The following is an 18,111-nucleotide window of genomic DNA, read 5'->3' as shown; positions in this document are numbered from 1 at the left end:
CTCAGCTATCGCCGCGCTTGCGGCGGTAGGCTTCCACGGCTTCGCCAAAGGCTGCGAACAGCTTCTGCGAAGGCGTGTCGCAGCTGACCCAGTATTCCGGGTGCCACTGGGTGCCGATGGCAAAGTTGCGCGCGCCCTCCACCGAGACCGCCTCGATGGTGCCATCCTCGGCCGTGGCCTCCACCACCAGCGACTGACCCAGCGCGCCAAGGCCCTGCCGGTGCAGGGAGTTGACCTTGAACTGTGCCGTGCCGATGGCCGCTTCAAGCTGTCCGCCTGTGCGCGCGTCAACGGTATGGGCGAGTGCGAAGCGCTCTTCCTGCTTTTCGGATACGGGTGCGCGGTGGTCGTTGCGCCCGTCAAGCTCCTGGATCTCGGTGAGCAGGGTGCCGCCAAAGGCGACATTCAGCTCCTGCATGCCGCGGCAGATGGCAAAGACCGGCAGGCCCTTTTCCAGAGCCCGGCGCAGCAGCGGCAGGGAGGTGGCGTCACGGTCCGGGTCATAAGGCCCGTTTTCTTCCGTCGCCTCGCCGCCATAAAGATCCGGATTGACGTTGGAGCGCGAGCCGGTGGCCAGCACCCCGTCCACCCGGTCCAGCACCGCGTCAATGTCGAGAGCGCTGCCGAGGGAGGGCAGGATCAGGGGAATGGCGCCAGCGCCATTCAGTACGGCCTCCAGATAGGTGGAGGGCGCTGCATGCCAGCGGTAGCCATCAACGGGCTTCACATCGGCGGTGACAAGAACAATCGGCTTGGACATTCGAGGCTTTGGACCCTTTGGCCGCTAAACGGGATGGGCTGCAAGGTTTGCACGAAGACCACACCGCCGCCAAGGGGGCAGTATCACACCAGCCGCAGTTCCTGGGCGATGCGGTAGAGATGGGCGGCGTTGCCGCTGCCGACCTTGTCGCGGATGTTGAGCCGGTGCGATTCGACCGTGCGCACGCTGATGCCCAGATGCACCGCGATTTCCTTGTTGGCCTGTCCGCGGGCGACCCCTTGCAGCACTTCGCGCTCGCGCTCCGTCAGGCCATAGGGGTTGGTTGGCGAAGGCGAGGGCTTGTTCTCCATCAGCGCCGGTCCGACGCGGGAGGAGAAGTAATAGCCGCCGTCTGCCACGGCGAGAATGGCGTTGATCATCTCCTTCGCGGAGATGTCCTTGAGCAGATAGCCCCTGGCCCCGGACTGCATCACACCGCGCACATATTCCGGGTTGTCATAGATCGACAGGACCAGAACGCTGATCATCGGATGCTTGCGGCGGATGGTTTCGGTTGCTTCCAGCCCGTTGAGGCCCGGCATGGAAATATCCATCAGGATGATATCGGGCCTCAGCGTTTCGGCCAGTTGCACGGCCATGCGCCCGTCGGTGGCCTCGCCCACGATCTCGAAGGGGGCGACGCCTTCCAGCCGGGCTCTGATGCCGGCGCGCACCAGCTCATGATCATCCGCCAGCAGCACGCGCACCTTGCGCGGCAGGTCGTCCTTGCGGGCTTGCGGGCTGGTCATGCACTGTGTCTCCTCATCTGCCGGGCGTGGTTCACGCCGCTGTCCGGCTCTCCTCCGGCAGCATGGGCATGGTCACCCGGATCATGGTGCCCTGGGCACCCACCCGCGACATTACCATGGTGCCGCCATGTGTCTCTATCCGTTCACGCATGTTGCGGATACCCAGTCCTCCAAGCTGCGGCAGAGGCAGGGGAATGCCCACGCCATCGTCCTGGATCGTCAGGGTCAGCGCCCGCTCTCCCGCCACCAGCCGGATGCTGACATATGCCGCGGCCGAGTGCCGGGCCACATTGGTCAGCGCCTCCTGCACCACCCGGTACAGTGCGGTCTTGGCCGAATCCGGCAGTCGGCTGCGGCAGCGGTCGGCGGAAATCTCGACAGTGATGCCGGATTGCGCCTCGAAATCCTTGGCAAGGCTTGTAAGGGCTGCGGACAGGCCCATGTCGTCGAGAATGCTCGGGCGCAGATCCTTGGAGATGCGCCGCACCTCGCCAATTGCCTCGTCCAGAATGCGCAGGCAGCGCTCGGCCTGGGTCTGCATTTCGCCGCTGCCGGGGCTGCGGGAATGCAGCATCTCGATGCCATAGCGCACGGAGACGAGCAGCTGGGAGATGCTGTCATGCAGCTCGCTCGACACGCGCTTGCGCTCCTGCTCCTGCACATCGACGATCCGGTGGGTCAGCTCCTTCAGCTTGCCGTCGGCAAATTTCTGCTCCGAGAAGCTGACCGTGGCCACAGCGGTCAGGCTCAGGAGGATGGCGACCATGGTGATGAGGAAGATCACCAGCACCGTCTGCTGCACGTTGGCGGTGAAATCGGCACGGACGAGGGCCACTTCCCGGGCGATGTCGTCAATGTAGAGGCCGGTGCCGACCATCCAGCCCCACTTGTCCAGCATCACGGCATAGCCGAGCTTTTCGGCATTCATGCCGGCGCTCGGCTTGTCCCAGACATAGCGGTGAAAGCCGCCGCCGGCCTCAGCTGCGGCCATGAGATTGCGGATGACGTAATTGCCTTCCGGGTCCTGCAGATCCCACCATTTGCCGCCGACAAGATTGGCCAGTTTGGGATGGACGATGTTGGTGCCATCGCGCAGATAGACGAAGAAATAGCCGTCTTCGCCGAAGGTGATGTCGTTGACGATGCGTTTTGCTTCCGTTTGCGCCGCCTCGCGCCCGCCATGCTCCTCCTCATAGAGCTTCTGGATGGAGGTCAGGGCAAGGGATATGGCGTTCTGCACCTCCTGCCGCTTGCTGGACAGGATACGCTCCTCGACGGCATGGGTCTGGGCCTCGATCAGGCGCGAGGCCTGAAAGAAGGTGATGCCGCCAATCAGCCCCGAGACAGCTACAAGGGGCAGGATGGTGATGAGGAGCAGTTTTGTTTTGAATGTCACCGGTGGCCCCCTGCATTCCGAAAGTGATCCACTTCCGGCAATAAAATTGCCGGAAAGCAGCGTCTTTTCAGTAGTACTACGGAAAAGATGCGCAGAAACACGACTAGCGCCTCATTCAAAGGATCACCTAGACACAGACAGGTGTCAGTGCAAGGCTTCAAAGTGGCTGAGCACTCGCCATATCTGGGAGGATATCGTTATGGATCGTCGTTCGTTTATCAAGAAGGCTGGCATTGGTGCTGGCGGTATTGCCGCTGCAACCACGCTTGCCGCTCCGGCAATTGCGCAGTCCCGCACCGACATGGTGATCGTTTCCACCTGGCCGCGCGACATGCCGGGCCTTGGTGTTTCCGCGCAGCGCCTGGCGGCCCGTATCGCCGAACTGACCGAAGGCCGCATCAACGTTCAGTATTTCGCCGCCGGTGAGCGCGTCGGTGCATTCGATGCCTTCGACGAAGTGGCTTCGGGCAACGCACAGGCCTATATCGGCGCCGACTATTACTGGAAGGGCAAGCACCCGGCCTGGTCCTACTTCACGGCTGTTCCCTTCGGCCTGACCTATGCCGAAATCGACGCCTGGATCAAGGTTGGCGGCGGCCAGGAACTGTGGGACGAACTGGCTGACCAGTTTGGCCTGAAGAACTTCAACGCCGGCAACACCGGTGTGCAGATGGGTGGCTGGTTCAACAAGGAAATTGAAACCGCCGACGACCTCAAGGGCCTGAAGATGCGCATTCCGGGCCTTGGCGGCGACGTCATGGCCAAGCTGGGTGCCTCGCCGGTGTCCCTGCCGGGCGGCCAGATCTATGAAAACCTCGTCTCCGGCGCTGTCGATGCCACCGAGTGGGTCGGCCCGTGGAACGACTATTTCATGAAGTTCTACGAAGCCGCCAAGTACTACTACTATCCGGGCATGCATGAGCCGGGCTCCATGCTGGCGCTGGGCTGCAACAAGTCCTGGTTCTCCAAGCTGTCGAAGATCGACCAGATGATCGTCGAAGCGGCCTGCAACGAGGAAAACGCTTTCTCGATGGCAGAAGCCAACGGCTTCAACGGCGCCTATCTCGACAAGCTCATCAATGAGCATGGTGTCGTGCTGCGCCAGTTCTCGGACGAAGTCTATGACGCCTTTGGCGATGCATCGGCTGAAGTGTTCGAGGAAACCATCCAGCACGGCGACCTGACCAAGCGCGTTCACGAGAGCTTCGTGAAGGCCCGTTCGGAAGTGGGCCGCTGGATGCTTCTGGCTGACACCGGCTACACGGTGCAGCGCAACCGCGTGCTCGGCATCAAGGTCTGACCGCCACTGGCGTCCACCTGACCGGGGGGCGGGGCTAGCCCCGCCCCCTTCCTGGTTCAAACCTTTTTTGACGAGGCGTTTGACGATGACGGCCTTGAACCCGGTTCAAGGCGCCGCTGCTGAGACTGCGCGTGCGCTGGAATCCCGGACCGGTGGTGTTCTTGCCATCCGGCTGTTCGGTTGGATCAATCTGGCAGTCATGACTGCCTTCCTGATCAACAACTACCTCACCTACTGGCAGGGTTTTCCCGGACCTGGAACCGGATCGGCCGGCGCGCAGATGCAGACCGGCCTCTATGCCGTGCTGGCGCTTCTGGCCGTAGCTTATGTGCTTTATCCCGGCTCACCCGGACTGCGCGCCGACAGCGAGCGGATCAACAGGCTGAACGCCTTCCTGATCCGCTGGGCTTTCTGGGCGGTGGTCATCGTCGGGATCGCCGACGCAACGATTTCTTTCCTGCGTGTCGAAGGCGTGCTGGAAGCGGTGTTCGGCCGGCAGCTGGCGAGCGATCTCGGGCGGGCGCAATTCCGCGGCGGCTATGTGCACATGCCGCTCATCGCACTGTCGGTCCTGCTCGCGGCGGTTACGCGGACCCTCGGCTTCTACTGGCTGGCTCTTCTGGTGGTGGTATCCCAGCTTCTGATCGTGCTGGGCCGCTTCGTCTTTTCCTACGAACAGGCGTTCCTGTCTGACCTCGTGCGCTTCTGGTATGCGGCGCTGTTCCTGTTTGCCTCCGCCTACACGCTCCTTGAAGAGGGGCATGTGCGTGTGGATGTGCTCTATGCCAGCTTCGGCGAGACGGCGAAGGGCTTTGCCAATGCCTTCGGTGCCATCGCCTTCGGCATGGTGTTCTGCTGGACCATTCTCTACTTCGGTCTGGGGTCAAGGCAGTCGATCATCAACAGCCCCATGCTCTCCTATGAGACGACACAGGCAGGTTTCGGCCTTTATGTGAAGTATCTGATGGCGGGCTTCCTTGGCGTTTTCGCCGTGAGCATGATGATCCAGTTTGTCAGCTACCTGTTTGCCGCCGTGGCAGACATGCGCGGCGAACCAGGTGGCCGCGAGCTCACCGGCTCCATCAAGCACTGACCCAGCAGGATTTGCACCTATGGAACTGTTTTTCCTTATTCTGCTGATCGTCCTGATGGCGGCGGCGCTTGGCTCGGGCTTTCCCGTCGCCTTTGCCCTGCCGGGATCGGCAATCATCTCCATCGGCCTGGCTGCCGGCGCTGGCTATCTGTTCGCCGGCCACACCGACGCCTATTTCTCCCATGGTGGCCCCACCCAGTGGCTGAGCGCCGGGGTGACCAACTTCCGCGGCATTTACTGGGAGGCGGAGCGCGACACGCTCATCGCCATTCCGCTGTTCATCTTCATGGGCATCATGCTGCAGCGGTCCAAGATCGCCGAGGATCTGCTCATCACCATGGCACGGCTTTTCGGGCCGGTGCCGGGCGGTCTGGGCATTTCGGTCATCCTGGTGGGGGCGCTGCTCGCCGCCACCACCGGCATTGTCGGCGCCACCGTTGTGGCCATGGGCCTCATCTCGCTGCCCGCGATGATGCGCAACAACTATTCGGTGCCGCTGGCCACCGGCACGATCGCTGCTTCCGGCACGCTGGGCCAGATCATTCCGCCCTCCATCGTGCTGATCATTCTGGCCGACCAGCTGTCCTCCAGCGTCGATCAGGCCGGCAACCTGCGTCAGGCTCTCTTCCGCGATGCCAATGGCCCCGGCCAGATGCCGTCCGATCTGGCCATTGCCTCCACCAGCGCGGGCGAGCTGTTCCTCGGCGCGATCCTGCCCGGCATGCTGCTCGTCGGGCTCTATGTGCTGTTCATGCTCGGCTTTGCCCTCATCAACCCCAAGGCTGCACCGGCTGTGCGCGGTCAGGGCAAGATGGACCGGCAGTTCCTGTTCCAGGTGTTCATCACGCTGGTGCCGCCGCTCGCCCTGATCGTGCTGGTGCTCGGCTCGATCATGGCCGGCATCGCCACGGTCAACCAGGCCGGCGCTGTCGGTGCCATCGGTGCCATGATCATGGCCGGCTACCGGCTGCAGGACGGCAAGGGCAAGGGCGTCTATACGCCTGCAATCATTGCCATTCTGGCGCTTCTGGGCATTGCCGTTGCCGTCAGCTTCTATGACACCAACATCAAGCGCGTTCTTTCGAATGGCGATATGACAGGCATCGTCCTCGGTGCCATCGCCGTTTCGATGCTGGTCTTTGCCGTGATCTGGAGCGGCTGGCGCACGATGGTGACGGACAACACCTTGCGCGAAGTGATGATCGAGACGGCCAAGGGCTCGTGCCTCGTGTTCATCATCCTGATTGGCGCGGCCATGCTGACATCGGCTTTCCGCGCCTTTGGCGGTGAGGATCTGGTCAAGGACTTCCTGCAAGGCCTGCCCGGCGGTTTCTGGGCCCAGTTCCTCATGGTCATGCTGGTGATCTTCATCCTCGGCTTCTTCCTCGATTTCATCGAGATTGCCGTGGTGGTGGTGCCGATTGTTGCGCCGATCCTGCTGGCTGATCCGTCCGCCAACGTGACGGCAGTCTGGCTGGGCGTGATGTTCGGCCTCAACCTGCAGACCTCCTTCCTCACCCCGCCCTTCGGCTTCGCGCTCTTCTATCTGCGCGGCGTGGCTCCGGCGGTGGTGAAGACGCTGCAGATCTACAAGGGCGTGATCGCCTTCATCGGCATCCAGCTGGTCGCGCTGGCGATTGTCGGCTTCAATCCGCAGATCGTGAACTATCTGCCGAACCGGTCCTCGCTGCTGTCCGAGACCGCGCCGCCGCCGAAGAACCCGCGTCTGCAATATTGCATCGAGACCTACACCAGCCAGCAGTTCCGCCAGAACGGCACCGCGATCACTGCTGCCATCAGCCAGCTCAAGGGAACGGATGTCAGCTATCTGCCGTCCGATCTGCAGCAGGAGCTGAAGTCCGGGCTGCAGAACGCCGAGAAGGCCATTCCGCAGATGGCGGAGATCGATGCTGCCGTTGTCGCCGTCACGCAGGCCGCAGTGACCTACCGTCCGTTGCAGGTTCAGGTGCGGGCGATCGAGCGGGATGCGCGCAAGATCGAGCGTGAAATCAAGGAACTGGAGGTGATCATTTCGCGCTCCGGTCCGACCGGCATCTATTCCGCGGAGCGGGGAGAGGATGCAAAGGCGGAAATGGCGGAGCTGCAGGCCGCGCATGATGCGCTGCTGGCGAAGATCCCGGCCAGCTGGGAAGACGTCCATACCGGCTTTGCCAAGGTGCAGGATGCGGAGAACAAGGCACGCCTCGCCTACCGCCGCCTCGCGGACAATGCCTCCGAGCCTGTGATGAAGGTGACAGCCGCGCTTCAGGCCGCACCTGCCCTGCAGGAGATGGAGGAGAAGTTCACGGCCCTGCAGGATGCGGTCATCTCCAAGCCTCTGCCCGAGGTGCTGGAGCAGATCGACTTGCTGCGCAGCGAGGTCTCCGCCCTTGAAGGCACGGCCGATATCCGCAAGGGGATCAACGAGGCCCGCAAGATCATGCGCTCCAATGCACCCGATCCGCAGGCCGCTGTGGCCGAGCTGGACAACTCCATCGCCGCGCTCAGGCAAGATCTCGCGTGGCGCCAGCGCGCTTTCGACGAGTTGCTGCCGAAGATCAGCGCCTATGATGCTGCCACCAGCGGCACCATCGGCCTGCGCCAGCTGCCGCGCCTGCCGCGTGATGTGGCGGTGGCTCTGGCGCCGTGTCTGTCGAAACACCGGGATGTCTCGCTGAATTTCTGACAGCTGGCTATTGACGAAAGCAGGGCGGGGATGGCTGATGGTCTTCCCCGCCCTTTGCTTTTCCGAAAAGGTTCCGCGATGTTCCGCACCGCTCAGGTGATCACGTCTCTCAATTCGGCGATTGGCCGTGCCGTGTCCTGGCTGATGCTGGGCATTGTGCTGGTGCAGTTTGCGGTGGTCATCCTGCGGTATGTGTTCGGGGCAGGTTCGGTCTGGGTGCAGGAAAGCATCCTCTACATGCACGGCTTCCTGTTCCTGCTCTCCGCCGCCTACGCGCTGGCCATTGATGCGCATGTGCGGGTGGATGTGTTCTACCGGGATGTCAGCCCCGCCCGCAAAGCGCTGGTGGATCTGGCCGGGTCCGCCCTGTTCCTTATGCCCATGTGCGCCGTCATCCTCTGGCACGCCTGGCCCTTCGTCCAGATCTCCTGGATGATCCGGGAAGGCTCGCGCGAGACGTCGGGCATTCCGGCGATTTATGTGCTGAAGACAGCGATCCTCGTTTATGCCGGGCTGCTGGCGCTGCAGGGCCTTGCCCTGATGCTGCGCGCTGCCGCTGCCCTGTCGGGCAACGCCCCGGCGCTTGAAACATTCGCCCGGAAAGAGGGCTGAGACATTCCATGGACCTGATTTCCATCCTCGACATTCTCATGTTTGCCACGGCCGTCATCTGCCTGATGGCCGGTTTCCCGGTGGCCTTCACGCTGGCAGGCGTTGCACTCGTCTTCGCGTTGATCGGCCATTTTGCCGGTGCCTCGCTTTCGCTGGGCGCCATTCCGATGCGCATCTTCGGCATCATGACGAATGAGACGCTGATTGCGGTGCCGCTCTTCATCTTCATGGGAGTTATGCTTGAGCGCTCCAAGGTGGCTGAAGACCTGCTCGAAGCCATGGGCCGCCTCTTCGGCAAGATGCCCGGCGGGCTGGGACTGTCGGTCTCCATCGTCGGGGCGCTGCTGGCTGCATCGACCGGTATCGTCGGGGCGACGGTGGTGACGATGGGGCTCCTGTCCTTGCCCACAATGCTGCGCAACGGCTACAGTCCGCGTCTCGCCTGCGGCTCGATTGCCGCAGCCGGAACGCTTGGCCAGATCATTCCACCTTCCATCGTGCTGGTGTTCCTCGCCGACCAGCTTTCCAGCGCCTATCAGACGGCGCAGCGTAACCTAGGCAACTGGTCGCCGGAGCCGTTCTCGGTGGGGGATCTGTTTGCTGCCGCGCTCATTCCCGGCCTCTGCCTCGTCGGGCTCTATATTGCCTATCAGATGACGGTCGCCTTTCTGTCGCCCCACAAGGCGCCGCCCATGCGCGGGGCAGATGGCGGCGCGCCGGAGAAGGTGAGCCTGAAGGAACTGGTCAGCGTTCTGGTGCCGCCACTGGCACTGATCATTGCCGTTCTGGGTTCGATTCTTGCCGGAGTGGCAACGCCGACGGAAGCTGCCGCAGTCGGTGCCGTGGGTGCGCTGCTTCTGGCGGGCTTCCGGGCAGATGTGTCGCGGCCCCTGCCGGTTTATGCCGGAGCGGTCTGCCTGCTGGCGGCCCTTGCCCTGTCACGGGTGGTGGATCTTCGCATCACCCGGCTGGAAATCGGGCCGCTGGAATGGGCCGGGATCAGCCTTGCAGCGCTGCTGTGCCTTGTTGGTGCCTGGGGCATTGCCGTCTGCCTTGCCCGCGTGCTGCGTTCGGGCGTGCTGGCGCCGGTGATCCAGTCCTCGACGCAGATCACCGCCATGGTCTTTACGATCATGATCGGTGCGACGTTCTTCTCGCTGGTGTTCCGGGATCTGGGCGGCGACGAGCTGGTGCATTCGCTGCTGAAGGACCTGCCGGGCGGCGCACTCGGCGCCATGCTGGCGGTCATGCTCGTCATGTTCGTGATGGGCTTCTTCCTCGATTTCCTGGAAATCGTCTTCGTCGTGGTGCCGCTCGTCGCCCCGGTTCTGCTGCAGCTGCCCATGCCCGACGGCAGTTCCATGCATCCGGCCTGGCTGGGGGTGATGATGGCGGTCAACCTGCAGACCTCCTTCCTCACCCCGCCCTTCGGCTTCGCCCTGTTCTATCTGCGCGGTGTGGCCCCTGCCTCCGTGCGCAGCTCGGACATCTACCTCGGCATCATCCCCTTCGTGCTGATCCAGGTGCTGATGCTGGTGATCCTCTGGTTCGTGCCGCAACTTGCCACCTGGCTGCCGCAGGCGATCTACGGGTAGCAGCTGGAGTTTACGCCCAGTCCACCTGCGACGTCAGCATGTAGCCTGAGCCGTAAATGGTGCGGATGAGGGGCGTCGCGGATTCGGTCGCCAGTTTCTTGCGGATGCGGGAGATGCGCACGTCGATGGACCGGTCGAGGCTGTCGTCACGGCCGCCGTGCTCCAGCAGGTAATCGCGCGAGAGCACGCGCTTGGGGGCCCGCAACAAGGCTTCCAGCAGGGTAGCCTCGCCGGTGGAGAGGAACGTTTCCTCGCCCGAGGGCGAGACGAGGCGCAGGGCGCCGGGGTGAAAGGTCCAGCCGGCAAAGCGTGCGGCATTGCCCTTGCCGGGAGCTGCAGTCTGACGCTCGGACGAGCGGCGCAGCACGGAGCGCAGCCGCGCCACGATCTCGCGCGGGTCGAAGGGTTTCACCACATAATCGTCTGCCCCCATCTCCAGCCCCATCACCCGGTCGGAGGAATGGCTGCGGGCGGAAAGCACGATGACGGGCAGGGAGGTGCGTTTGCGGATCTCGTTGATGAGGCTCATGCCGTCCATGTCCGGCAGGCCAAGGTCGATGAGGCAGGCATCGGGCAGCTGCTGGTCCATCATGGCAAGCATCTTGCCCGCCTGCTGGAAGCAGACCGAGCGGAAGCCGTAGACCTCCAGCGTGCTGGCGAGAATGGCACAGATCTCCGCCTCGTCATCGCAGATGTAAACCAGCCCGGACGTGGCTGTTGTGCTGCTTCCGGTGCCGGGCGTCTCAGGCGTCATGAGCGGTGATCTTCCTCAAGGTTTCAGACAGTGCCGCCATGTCAAAGGGCTTGGTCAGAAGCGGAAAAGCTGCGGCATCGGCCTTCTGGCCGGTCTGGCCGGCAGGCGCACCATAGTCGGCGTAGCCGCTCATCAGCGCAATGCCGATGTCAGGCCGTCCCTGCCGGATCTGGCGCACAAGGGCGAGCCCATTCATCTGGCCGGGCATCACCACATCGGACAGCACGGCACGGATTTCCGCCACATCCTGCGCCAGCTCAAGGGCATCTGCCGGGCTTTCCGCCGTCAGCACCGCGTAGCCGAGGTCGCGGATCTGCAGGGCAACAGCTTCGGCCACGGCCGTTTCATCCTCCACCAGCAGGATCAGCTCGCCATTGCCCATGGCCAGGGCCTTTTGTGCGCTCGCGGCCCCCGTTCCGGAAGGGCTGCTGCCGGCGCTGAGGGGCAGCAGCAGCGACACGGTGGTGCCTGCGCCGGGGGCGGTGGAAATATCCGCATGCCCGCCCGCCTGCCGGGCAAGGCCATAGACCATCGACAGGCCAAGGCCGGACCCGGTGCCGAAAGGCTTCGTCGTGAAGAAAGGCTCGAAGGCCCGCTGCCGGGTCGCTTCATCCATGCCCTGGCCGGTGTCGCGCACGCTGATGCGGGCATAAGGGCCAGCGGCCAGACCCGCGCCGGGCAGATCGCGCTCCGCCAGCTGCTCCTGCGACAGGCTGACGGTAATGCTGCCGCCTTCCGGCATGGCATCGCGGGCATTGAAGACGAGGTTGACGATGGCCGTTTCCAGCTGCGCCGGGTCCACACGAGCCACCAGCCGTTCATCGGAAAGATCAAAGTACAGGCTGATGGCGCCGGGGAGGGAGCCATGCAGCAGCGTCGCGGTGTTGGCCAGAAGCGGCGCCAGTTCCACGGTCTGCGGGTCTGAGGACTGGCCCCGGCTGAAGGCCAGCATGCGCTGGGTCAGGTCCGCCCCGCGCTGAGCCGCCTGCAGCATGGGGGCTAGGTGGGCCTCCACATCGGCGGGTGTCACTTCTTCGCCCTTGCGCTTCAGGCTGAGCAGGTTGCCCATCAGGATGGCAAGCAGATTGTTGAAGTCATGCGCCAGCCCGCCGGTCAGCTTGCCGACCGCATCCATGCGCTGTGACTGGGCGAGGGCCGCCTCGTTGCGCTTTTGCTCCGTGGCATCCAGCGACAGCACGAAAACGCCGAGCGTGCGCCGGTCCACCGTCATGTCCGGAATGAGGGTGGAGCGCATGTAGGCCAGATCGCCGTTCGGCTTGCGGCGGCTGTATTCATAGGACACCGCATGGCCGCTGAACGCATGCTCGATCTGCGGCTGCAGTTCGGTGAAAAGCTCCGTCCCGAGCACTTCCCGCGCCGGGCGTCCGGCGATGGAGGCGATGGAATGGCCGAACCATTCCGCATAGCGCCGGTTGGCAAAGCGGAAGACGGGACCGGCGCCGGAGCCCGTGTCAGGGGCCATGTAGGCCACAAGAGCCGGGATGTTGTCGGTGACGAAGCGCAGCCAGTCCTCGCTCTGGCGTAGGGCGCGGGTGCGCTCGGCCACGGTCCGTTCCAGCTTCTCCTGCCGCCGCCGTTCCTCGGTGATGTCGGTGTAAATGGTGACAAACCCGCCCTGCGGCAGGGGCGTGCCGCGCACGGCAATCACCTGGCCGTTGGGGCGGATGCGCTCGAAATAATGCGGCACGAACTGGCGCGCCCGCTCCAGCCGCCGCTGGATCTTGCCCTCCACATCGCCGGGCCCGTATTCCCCGCGCTCCGTGTTGACCCGCAGGAACTCCGCCAGATGCGCGCCGCGCCGGGCCAGCTCCTGGGGGAAGTCCAGCATCTCCCAAAGACCCCTGTTCCAGGCCACCAGTTGCAGGTTTGCATCGAAGACCGAGAAGCCCTGATTCACATGATCAAGGGCAGCCTGCAGCATGTCGATATATTCGGTGGTGCCGGAGCTGATCGTCATGGCGTGAGTTTAGGCAGAAGGCTGGAGGGAACACCAGTCAGCCATCGGATGAAGGGAGGATGGCCCTGAAACAATTCGTCACAGTCTGAACATACTGGCGCAATGCACCGGGTCTACCGTCAAATGCAACCCATGGTGAGACATCCGCAGGCTCCGCCAAAGAAAGAGCTTGCGGCCCTTCGGGAGGAAGGCGTTTCATGAGGGCCAAAACGCGACTCCGGTAAACGGGGCGCCTGGGAGGGTGGACGACGCGATGGCAAGATTGACCAGCGCTGCGAGGGAAGGTGCAGACACCTTTCCGAAGATTCTCTTGTGCAATGCGAAAGAACTTGGAAGCCGTACTGCAGTGCGGGAGAAGGACCTTGGTATCTGGCAAAGCTGGACCTGGGCTGAAGTTCTTGACGAGACGCGCAGCTTTTCGATCGGGCTTGGCAGTATCGGCTTGAAGGCAGGCGACAAGGTCGCAATTGTCGGTGCCAACAGGCCCCGGCTTTACTGGTCGATGGTGGCGGCTCAGGCGCTCGGCGCCATCCCGGTTCCGGTCTATGCAGACTCCGTCGCAGAAGAAATGGCCTATGTTCTGGGTCATGCCGAAGTTCGCTTTGCAGTTGTGGAGGATCAGGAGCAGGTCGACAAGCTTCTCTCCATGGCGGAGACCGTGCCGAGCCTGAGTGCCGTGATCTATGATGATCCGCGCGGCCTGCGGGACTATGACCACAGCCGCCTGTTCAGCTTCACCGGCGTGCAGGATCTTGGCCGCCAGCACATGGCAGCAGACCCGAAGGCGCTCAGCACCTGGGAAGAGGGGCTGGCACAGGGCAAGGGCAGTGACATTGCCGTGATGCTCTACACTTCCGGCACCACCGGCCGCCCCAAAGGCGTGATGCTGTCCTTCGACAATCTTGTCATTTCGGCGCGCAACGCCAATGCCTTCGACAAGCTGGACGAGAGCGAGGACATCCTCGCCTATCTGCCGCTGGCCTGGATCGGCGACCACGTGTTCTCGCTGGCGCAGGCCTATACGGCCGGTTACTGCGTCAACTGCCCGGAAAGCCTCGATACGGTGGATCTGGACCGGCTGGAGATCGCGCCGACCTATTTCTTCGCTCCCCCGCGGGTTTTTGAAAGCATGCTCACCCGCATCATGGTGCGCATGGAAGATGCAGGCCGGATGAAGAAGGCCATGTTCGACTATTTCATGGGCGTGGCCCGCCGGTCGGGCGAAAAGATCCTCAACGGCCAGCCGATGCCGCTCAGCGACCGGCTGCTCTATGGCCTTGGCGAGCTTCTGGTCTATGGCCCGCTGAAGAACCGCATTGGCCTGACCCGGCTGAAGGTCGGCTACACGGCGGGTGAGGCCATCGGCCCGGAGATCTTCAGCTTCTACCGCTCGCTCGGCCTCAATCTGAAGCAGCTCTACGGCCAGACGGAAGCCAGCGTCTACATCACCCTGCAGCCGGATGGCGAGATCTTCGCCGATACGGTCGGCAAGCCCGCGCCGCAGGTGGAGCTGAAGATCGCCGAAAACGGCGAAGTGCTCTACCGCTCGCCGGGCACCTTCGTTGCCTATTACAAGAACGACGAGGCCACCCGCACCACCAAGACGGAAGATGGCTGGGTGTTCACCGGTGACGCCGGCTTCATTGCCCCCAACGGCCACCTGAAGATCATCGACCGCGCCAAGGATGTGGGCAAGCTCAACACCGGTGCGCTGTTCGCGCCGAAATACATCGAGAACAAGCTGAAGTTCTTCCCCAACATCAAGGAGGCGGTGGCCTTCGGCAATGAGCGGGATTTCACCGGCGTATTTCTCAACATCGACCTGACGGCGGTGGGCAGCTGGGCGGAGCGCAACAACGTCAATTACGCCAGCTATCAGGAACTTGCCGCCCACCCGGACGTCTACCGGATGATCCAGCAGCATGTGGATCAGGTGAACCGGGATCTGGCGGCGGAGCCGATGATGGCGGGCGCCCAGATCCACCGCTTCCTCATCCTGCACAAGGAGCTGGATGCGGATGACGGCGAGCTGACGCGCACGCAGAAAGTCCGCCGCTCCTTCATCGCCGAGCGCTACGCGCCGCTGATCGAAGGGCTTTATGACGGCTCCACCTCGCGCCATGTGCGCACCGAAGTGACCTTCGAGGACGGCCGCACGGGTGTCATCGAGGCAACGGTCGAGATCAGGGACATGACGCCGCACGCCCCGGTGCAGGCCATGCGGGAGGCTGCAGAATGAATGCCGTGACAGCAACCAGCCTGCACCCGGTGGAACCGGCAGCGGAGACAGCACCAGCAGCGGAAGTGCTGCTGAAGGTGGACAATGTCTCGCTGTCCTTCGGCGGGGTGAAGGCGATCACCAACATTTCCTTCGACATCCGCAAGGGCGAAATCCGCGCCATCATCGGCCCCAACGGGGCGGGTAAGACGTCGATGCTCAATGTCATCAATGGCTTCTACCATCCCCAGCAGGGCACCATCACCTGGAAGGGCACGGCCCGGAGCAAGATGCGGCCCTATGATGCGGCGGCGCAGGGCATCGCCCGCACCTTCCAGAATGTGGCGCTGTTCAAGGGCATGAGCACGCTGGACAACATCATGTCCGGCCGCTCGCTGAAGATGCACCGCAACTTCTTCTGGCAGCTCCTGCATTACGGCCCGGCGCGGGACGAGGAAATCGAGCACCGCCGCAAGGTCGAGGACATCATCGACTTTCTGGAGATCCAGGCCATCCGCAAGACGCCGGTGGGCAAGCTGCCCTATGGCCTGCAGAAGCGGGTGGAACTGGGCCGGGCACTGGCCATGGAGCCGGAGCTTCTGCTGCTCGACGAGCCGATGGCCGGCATGAACCTTGAGGAGAAGGAGGACATGAGCCGCTTCATCCTCGATGTGAACCAGCAGTTCGGCACCACCATCGCCCTCATCGAGCATGACATGGGCGTGGTCATGGACCTGTCCGACCGGGTGGTCGTGCTCGACTACGGCAAGAAGATCGCCGATGGCCCCCCTGCCGAGGTGCAGGCCAGTCAGGAAGTCATCGACGCCTATCTCGGCGTGGCGCATTAAGGGGGGCGGCGATGCTCTATGATATTTTCATCCTGCCGTTTGCGCAGATGGCCGATCAGCCGGATTTCCTGCTGCAGGTGCTGTGGGAAGGCTTCGTGGCAGGCATTCTCTATGCCCTGATTGCGCTTGGCTTCGTGCTGATCTTCAAGGCATCCGGCGTCTTCAACTTCGCGCAAGGCATCATGGTGGTGTTCGCGGGTCTGACGCTGGTCGGGCTCTATGAGCACGGGGTTCCTGCGTTTCTGGCGCTGCTTCTGACCATCGGTGTGATGGGCATTCTGGCCTACACGATCGAGCGGGTGGTGATGCGGCCGCTGGTGAACCAGCCGGAAATCATCCTGCTGATGGCGACCATCGGCATGACCTATTTTCTCATCGGCTTTGGCGAGTTCATCTTCGGCGGCGAGCCGAAGCGGATGATCACGGAAGAGCTATGGCTGCCGACCGGCTCGACGGCGCTGGAGCTTGGGGAGGACGGCCTCGTCATCCTGCAGCATATCGACATTGCGGCGGCGGTGATCGCCATGCTGATGGTGGCAAGCCTCGGCATCTTCTTCAACAAGACCCGCATCGGCCGGGCGCTGCGGGCGGTGGCCGATGATCATCAGGCGGCGCTTTCCGTCGGCATCTCGCTGAACCAGATCTGGGCCATCGTCTGGTTTGCCGCCGGTATCGTGGCGCTGGTGACGGGCATCATGTGGGGCGCGCGTTCGGATGTGTCCTTCGCGCTGGAGATCGTCGCCTTCAAGGCCTTGCCGGTGCTCATCCTTGGCGGCTTCACCTCGATCCCCGGCGCCATCATCGGCGGACTGATCATCGGTTTCGGCGAGAAGCTTGGCGAGATCTATTGGGGTCCGCTGGTGGGCGGGGGCATCGAGTCCTGGCTCGCCTACATCATCGCCCTGATCTTCCTTCTGTTCCGTCCGCAAGGTCTCTTCGGCGAACGCATCATCGAGCGCGTGTGAGGTCCCATGTTTTACCGCGAGGCAGGCCAGTTCAAGACGAGCTACGAGGCGGATCAGGCGCTGTTCCCGATCCGGCAGGACCGGATCGGTATTGCGATCCTCATTTTCGGTGCCTTCGTTGCCGTTCCTTATCTGGCTAATGATTTCTTCCTGAGCTCGATCATGATCCCGTTCCTGGTGTTCTCGCTGGCGGCGATCGGGCTCAACGTGCTGACGGGCTTTGCCGGTCAGCTGTCTCTCGGCTCCGGCGCCTTCATGGGTGTCGGCGCCTATGCAGCCTACAAGCTCACCTCCATCTTCCCGGATGTGAACGTGATCCTGCTGGTGCTGGTATCGGGCGTGTTCTCGGCCGGCATCGGCGCGATCTTCGGTCTGCCGAGCCTGCGCATCAAGGGGCTCTATCTGGCGGTGACGACGCTGGCGGCGCAGTTCTTCCTGGAATGGTGCTTCATCCGCATCGGCTGGCTCTACAATTACAACGCCTCCGGCGCCATCGAGATCCCGCACCGGACCATGTTCGGCATCACCATCGCCGGGGCCGAGTCCACACCGCTGACCCGCTATTTCATCGTGCTGTGCATCACGCTTGCCATTGCGGTGCTGGTGTCGAACCTCATCCGTGGCCGCATCGGCCGGTCCTGGATGATGATCCGCGACATGGACATTGCGGCGGAACTGATCGGCATCCGTCCGCTCCGGGCCAAGCTCTTGGCCTTCGCCGTGTCGTCCTACATCTGCGGCGTGGCAGGTGCGATGATGGTGTTCTTCTGGCTGAATGCGGCCGAGCCCTCATCCTATTCCATCGCCCTGTCATTCCAGATCCTGTTCATGGTCATTCTGGGCGGGCTTGGCAGCATCAGCGGCTCGTTCCTGGGCGCGGCCTTCATCTGGATCCTGCCGGTCGTGCTGCGTGCCATTCCGGCGATGACCGGTATCGAGGTGGGGGCCGAGACGATCCAGCATCTGGCCCACATGATCGTGGGTGCGCTGATCATCTTCTTCCTGATCGTGGAACCGCATGGTCTCGCCCGGCTGTGGCAGATCGGCAAGCAGAAGCTTCGGGTCTGGCCGTTCCCGTACTGACGGCCGCCTGCAATCGAAACCGGCCGGATCCGGCATCCGCAATAATGACAAGGGTAGGCGGACCAGAAAGCCAG

The 18,111-nt window shown here is 63.0% G+C and carries 14 protein-coding genes; 9 read left to right on the top strand and 5 right to left on the bottom strand.

Going from position 1 to position 18,111, the window contains the following annotated elements; translation table 11 throughout:
* Position 1: 1 nt before the first annotated feature.
* The 3 genes from IF10I1_RS01060 to IF10I1_RS01050 all read right to left on the bottom strand — a co-directional run bounded on the left by IF10I1_RS01060 (position 2) and on the right by IF10I1_RS01050 (position 2,905).
* A complete protein-coding gene (locus tag IF10I1_RS01060; RefSeq protein WP_186391732.1) occupies positions 2–760 on the bottom strand; it encodes a gamma-glutamyl-gamma-aminobutyrate hydrolase family protein in 759 nt (252 codons plus the stop codon).
* Between the two features lie 83 nt (positions 761–843).
* Positions 844–1,509 carry a response regulator transcription factor gene (locus IF10I1_RS01055; protein WP_050472391.1) on the bottom strand — a complete coding sequence of 222 codons (666 nt, stop codon included), beginning with the start codon at positions 1,507–1,509 and terminating at the stop codon, positions 844–846.
* A gap of 31 nt (positions 1,510–1,540) precedes the next feature.
* Positions 1,541–2,905 carry a cache domain-containing protein gene (locus IF10I1_RS01050; protein WP_186391733.1) on the bottom strand — a complete coding sequence of 455 codons (1,365 nt, stop codon included), beginning with the start codon at positions 2,903–2,905 and terminating at the stop codon, positions 1,541–1,543.
* 199 nt (positions 2,906–3,104) lie between these two features.
* Between IF10I1_RS01050 and IF10I1_RS01045 the strand changes: the two genes are divergently transcribed.
* From IF10I1_RS01045 to IF10I1_RS01025, 5 genes are all read left to right on the top strand, one after another.
* A complete protein-coding gene (locus IF10I1_RS01045; RefSeq protein ID WP_050472393.1) occupies positions 3,105–4,205 on the top strand; it encodes a TRAP transporter substrate-binding protein in 1,101 nt (366 codons plus the stop codon).
* Between the two features lie 85 nt (positions 4,206–4,290).
* Positions 4,291–5,298, top strand: a complete 1,008-nt coding sequence (locus IF10I1_RS01040) for a TRAP transporter small permease subunit (protein WP_186391734.1) — start codon at positions 4,291–4,293, stop codon at positions 5,296–5,298.
* A gap of 19 nt (positions 5,299–5,317) precedes the next feature.
* Positions 5,318–7,984, top strand: coding sequence for a TRAP transporter large permease subunit (locus IF10I1_RS01035; RefSeq protein ID WP_186424318.1), 2,667 nt, complete (start codon positions 5,318–5,320; stop codon positions 7,982–7,984).
* A 78-nt stretch (positions 7,985–8,062) separates the two neighbouring features.
* Positions 8,063–8,596 carry a TRAP transporter small permease subunit gene (locus IF10I1_RS01030; protein WP_186424317.1) on the top strand — a complete coding sequence of 178 codons (534 nt, stop codon included), beginning with the start codon at positions 8,063–8,065 and terminating at the stop codon, positions 8,594–8,596.
* Between the two features lie 8 nt (positions 8,597–8,604).
* On the top strand, positions 8,605–10,191 hold the full coding sequence (locus IF10I1_RS01025) for a TRAP transporter large permease subunit (RefSeq protein WP_186424316.1): 1,587 nt from the start codon (positions 8,605–8,607) through the stop codon (positions 10,189–10,191).
* Between the two features lie 10 nt (positions 10,192–10,201).
* On the opposite strand, the gene IF10I1_RS01020 is transcribed toward IF10I1_RS01025, so the two are convergent.
* Complete coding sequence (locus IF10I1_RS01020; protein WP_186391738.1) at positions 10,202–10,945, bottom strand: response regulator transcription factor; 744 nt, start codon at positions 10,943–10,945, stop codon at positions 10,202–10,204.
* Positions 10,935–12,923, bottom strand: coding sequence for a PAS-domain containing protein (locus tag IF10I1_RS01015; protein WP_186424315.1), 1,989 nt, complete (start codon positions 12,921–12,923; stop codon positions 10,935–10,937). The genes IF10I1_RS01020 and IF10I1_RS01015 overlap by 11 nt, the downstream gene beginning before the upstream one ends.
* A 253-nt stretch (positions 12,924–13,176) precedes the next feature.
* Between IF10I1_RS01015 and IF10I1_RS01010 the strand changes: the two genes are divergently transcribed.
* From IF10I1_RS01010 to IF10I1_RS00995, 4 genes are read left to right on the top strand one after another with little or no spacing between them, the layout of a single operon-like run.
* Complete coding sequence (locus tag IF10I1_RS01010) at positions 13,177–15,162, top strand: AMP-binding protein (protein WP_186424314.1); 1,986 nt, start codon at positions 13,177–13,179, stop codon at positions 15,160–15,162.
* The gene (locus IF10I1_RS01005) at positions 15,159–15,989 is read left to right on the top strand and encodes an ABC transporter ATP-binding protein (protein ID WP_058898740.1); all 831 of its coding nucleotides are present in this window, start codon (positions 15,159–15,161) and stop codon (positions 15,987–15,989) included. Before IF10I1_RS01010 ends, IF10I1_RS01005 begins: the two co-directional genes overlap by 4 nt.
* Positions 15,990–16,000: 11 nt before the next feature.
* Positions 16,001–16,954 carry a branched-chain amino acid ABC transporter permease gene (locus IF10I1_RS01000; RefSeq protein WP_050472402.1) on the top strand — a complete coding sequence of 318 codons (954 nt, stop codon included), beginning with the start codon at positions 16,001–16,003 and terminating at the stop codon, positions 16,952–16,954.
* A 6-nt stretch (positions 16,955–16,960) separates the two neighbouring features.
* A complete protein-coding gene (locus tag IF10I1_RS00995) occupies positions 16,961–18,037 on the top strand; it encodes a branched-chain amino acid ABC transporter permease (protein WP_058898741.1) in 1,077 nt (358 codons plus the stop codon).
* Positions 18,038–18,111 lie beyond the last annotated feature (74 nt).

The sequence above is a fragment of the Pannonibacter sp. I15F10I1 genome (genome assembly GCF_900185665.1).
GTDB classification, from domain to species: Bacteria; Pseudomonadota; Alphaproteobacteria; order Rhizobiales; family Stappiaceae; genus Pannonibacter; species Pannonibacter indicus.
Note: the sequence above shows the minus strand (reverse complement) of the source record. Positions and strands in the feature narration are given on the sequence as shown.

Bases quoted from the DNA above. Each gene is read 5' to 3' on its own strand.
- IF10I1_RS01045 (WP_050472393.1), top strand. From the start codon at position 3,105: ATGGATCGTCGTTCGTTTATCAAGAAGGCTGGCATTGGTGCTGGCGGT.
- IF10I1_RS01040 (WP_186391734.1), top strand. From the start codon at position 4,291: ATGACGGCCTTGAACCCGGTTCAAGGCGCCGCTGCTGAGACTGCGCGT.
- IF10I1_RS01030 (WP_186424317.1), top strand. From the start codon at position 8,063: ATGTTCCGCACCGCTCAGGTGATCACGTCTCTCAATTCGGCGATTGGC.
- IF10I1_RS01055 (WP_050472391.1), bottom strand. From the start codon at position 1,509: ATGACCAGCCCGCAAGCCCGCAAGGACGACCTGCCGCGCAAGGTGCGC.
- IF10I1_RS01000 (WP_050472402.1), top strand. From the start codon at position 16,001: ATGCTCTATGATATTTTCATCCTGCCGTTTGCGCAGATGGCCGATCAG.
- IF10I1_RS01060 (WP_186391732.1), bottom strand. From the start codon at position 760: ATGTCCAAGCCGATTGTTCTTGTCACCGCCGATGTGAAGCCCGTTGAT.
- IF10I1_RS01035 (WP_186424318.1), top strand. From the start codon at position 5,318: ATGGAACTGTTTTTCCTTATTCTGCTGATCGTCCTGATGGCGGCGGCG.
- IF10I1_RS00995 (WP_058898741.1), top strand. From the start codon at position 16,961: ATGTTTTACCGCGAGGCAGGCCAGTTCAAGACGAGCTACGAGGCGGAT.
- IF10I1_RS01015 (WP_186424315.1), bottom strand. From the start codon at position 12,923: ATGACGATCAGCTCCGGCACCACCGAATATATCGACATGCTGCAGGCT.
- IF10I1_RS01020 (WP_186391738.1), bottom strand. From the start codon at position 10,945: ATGACGCCTGAGACGCCCGGCACCGGAAGCAGCACAACAGCCACGTCC.
- IF10I1_RS01025 (WP_186424316.1), top strand. From the start codon at position 8,605: ATGGACCTGATTTCCATCCTCGACATTCTCATGTTTGCCACGGCCGTC.
- IF10I1_RS01010 (WP_186424314.1), top strand. From the start codon at position 13,177: ATGGCAAGATTGACCAGCGCTGCGAGGGAAGGTGCAGACACCTTTCCG.
- IF10I1_RS01005 (WP_058898740.1), top strand. From the start codon at position 15,159: ATGAATGCCGTGACAGCAACCAGCCTGCACCCGGTGGAACCGGCAGCG.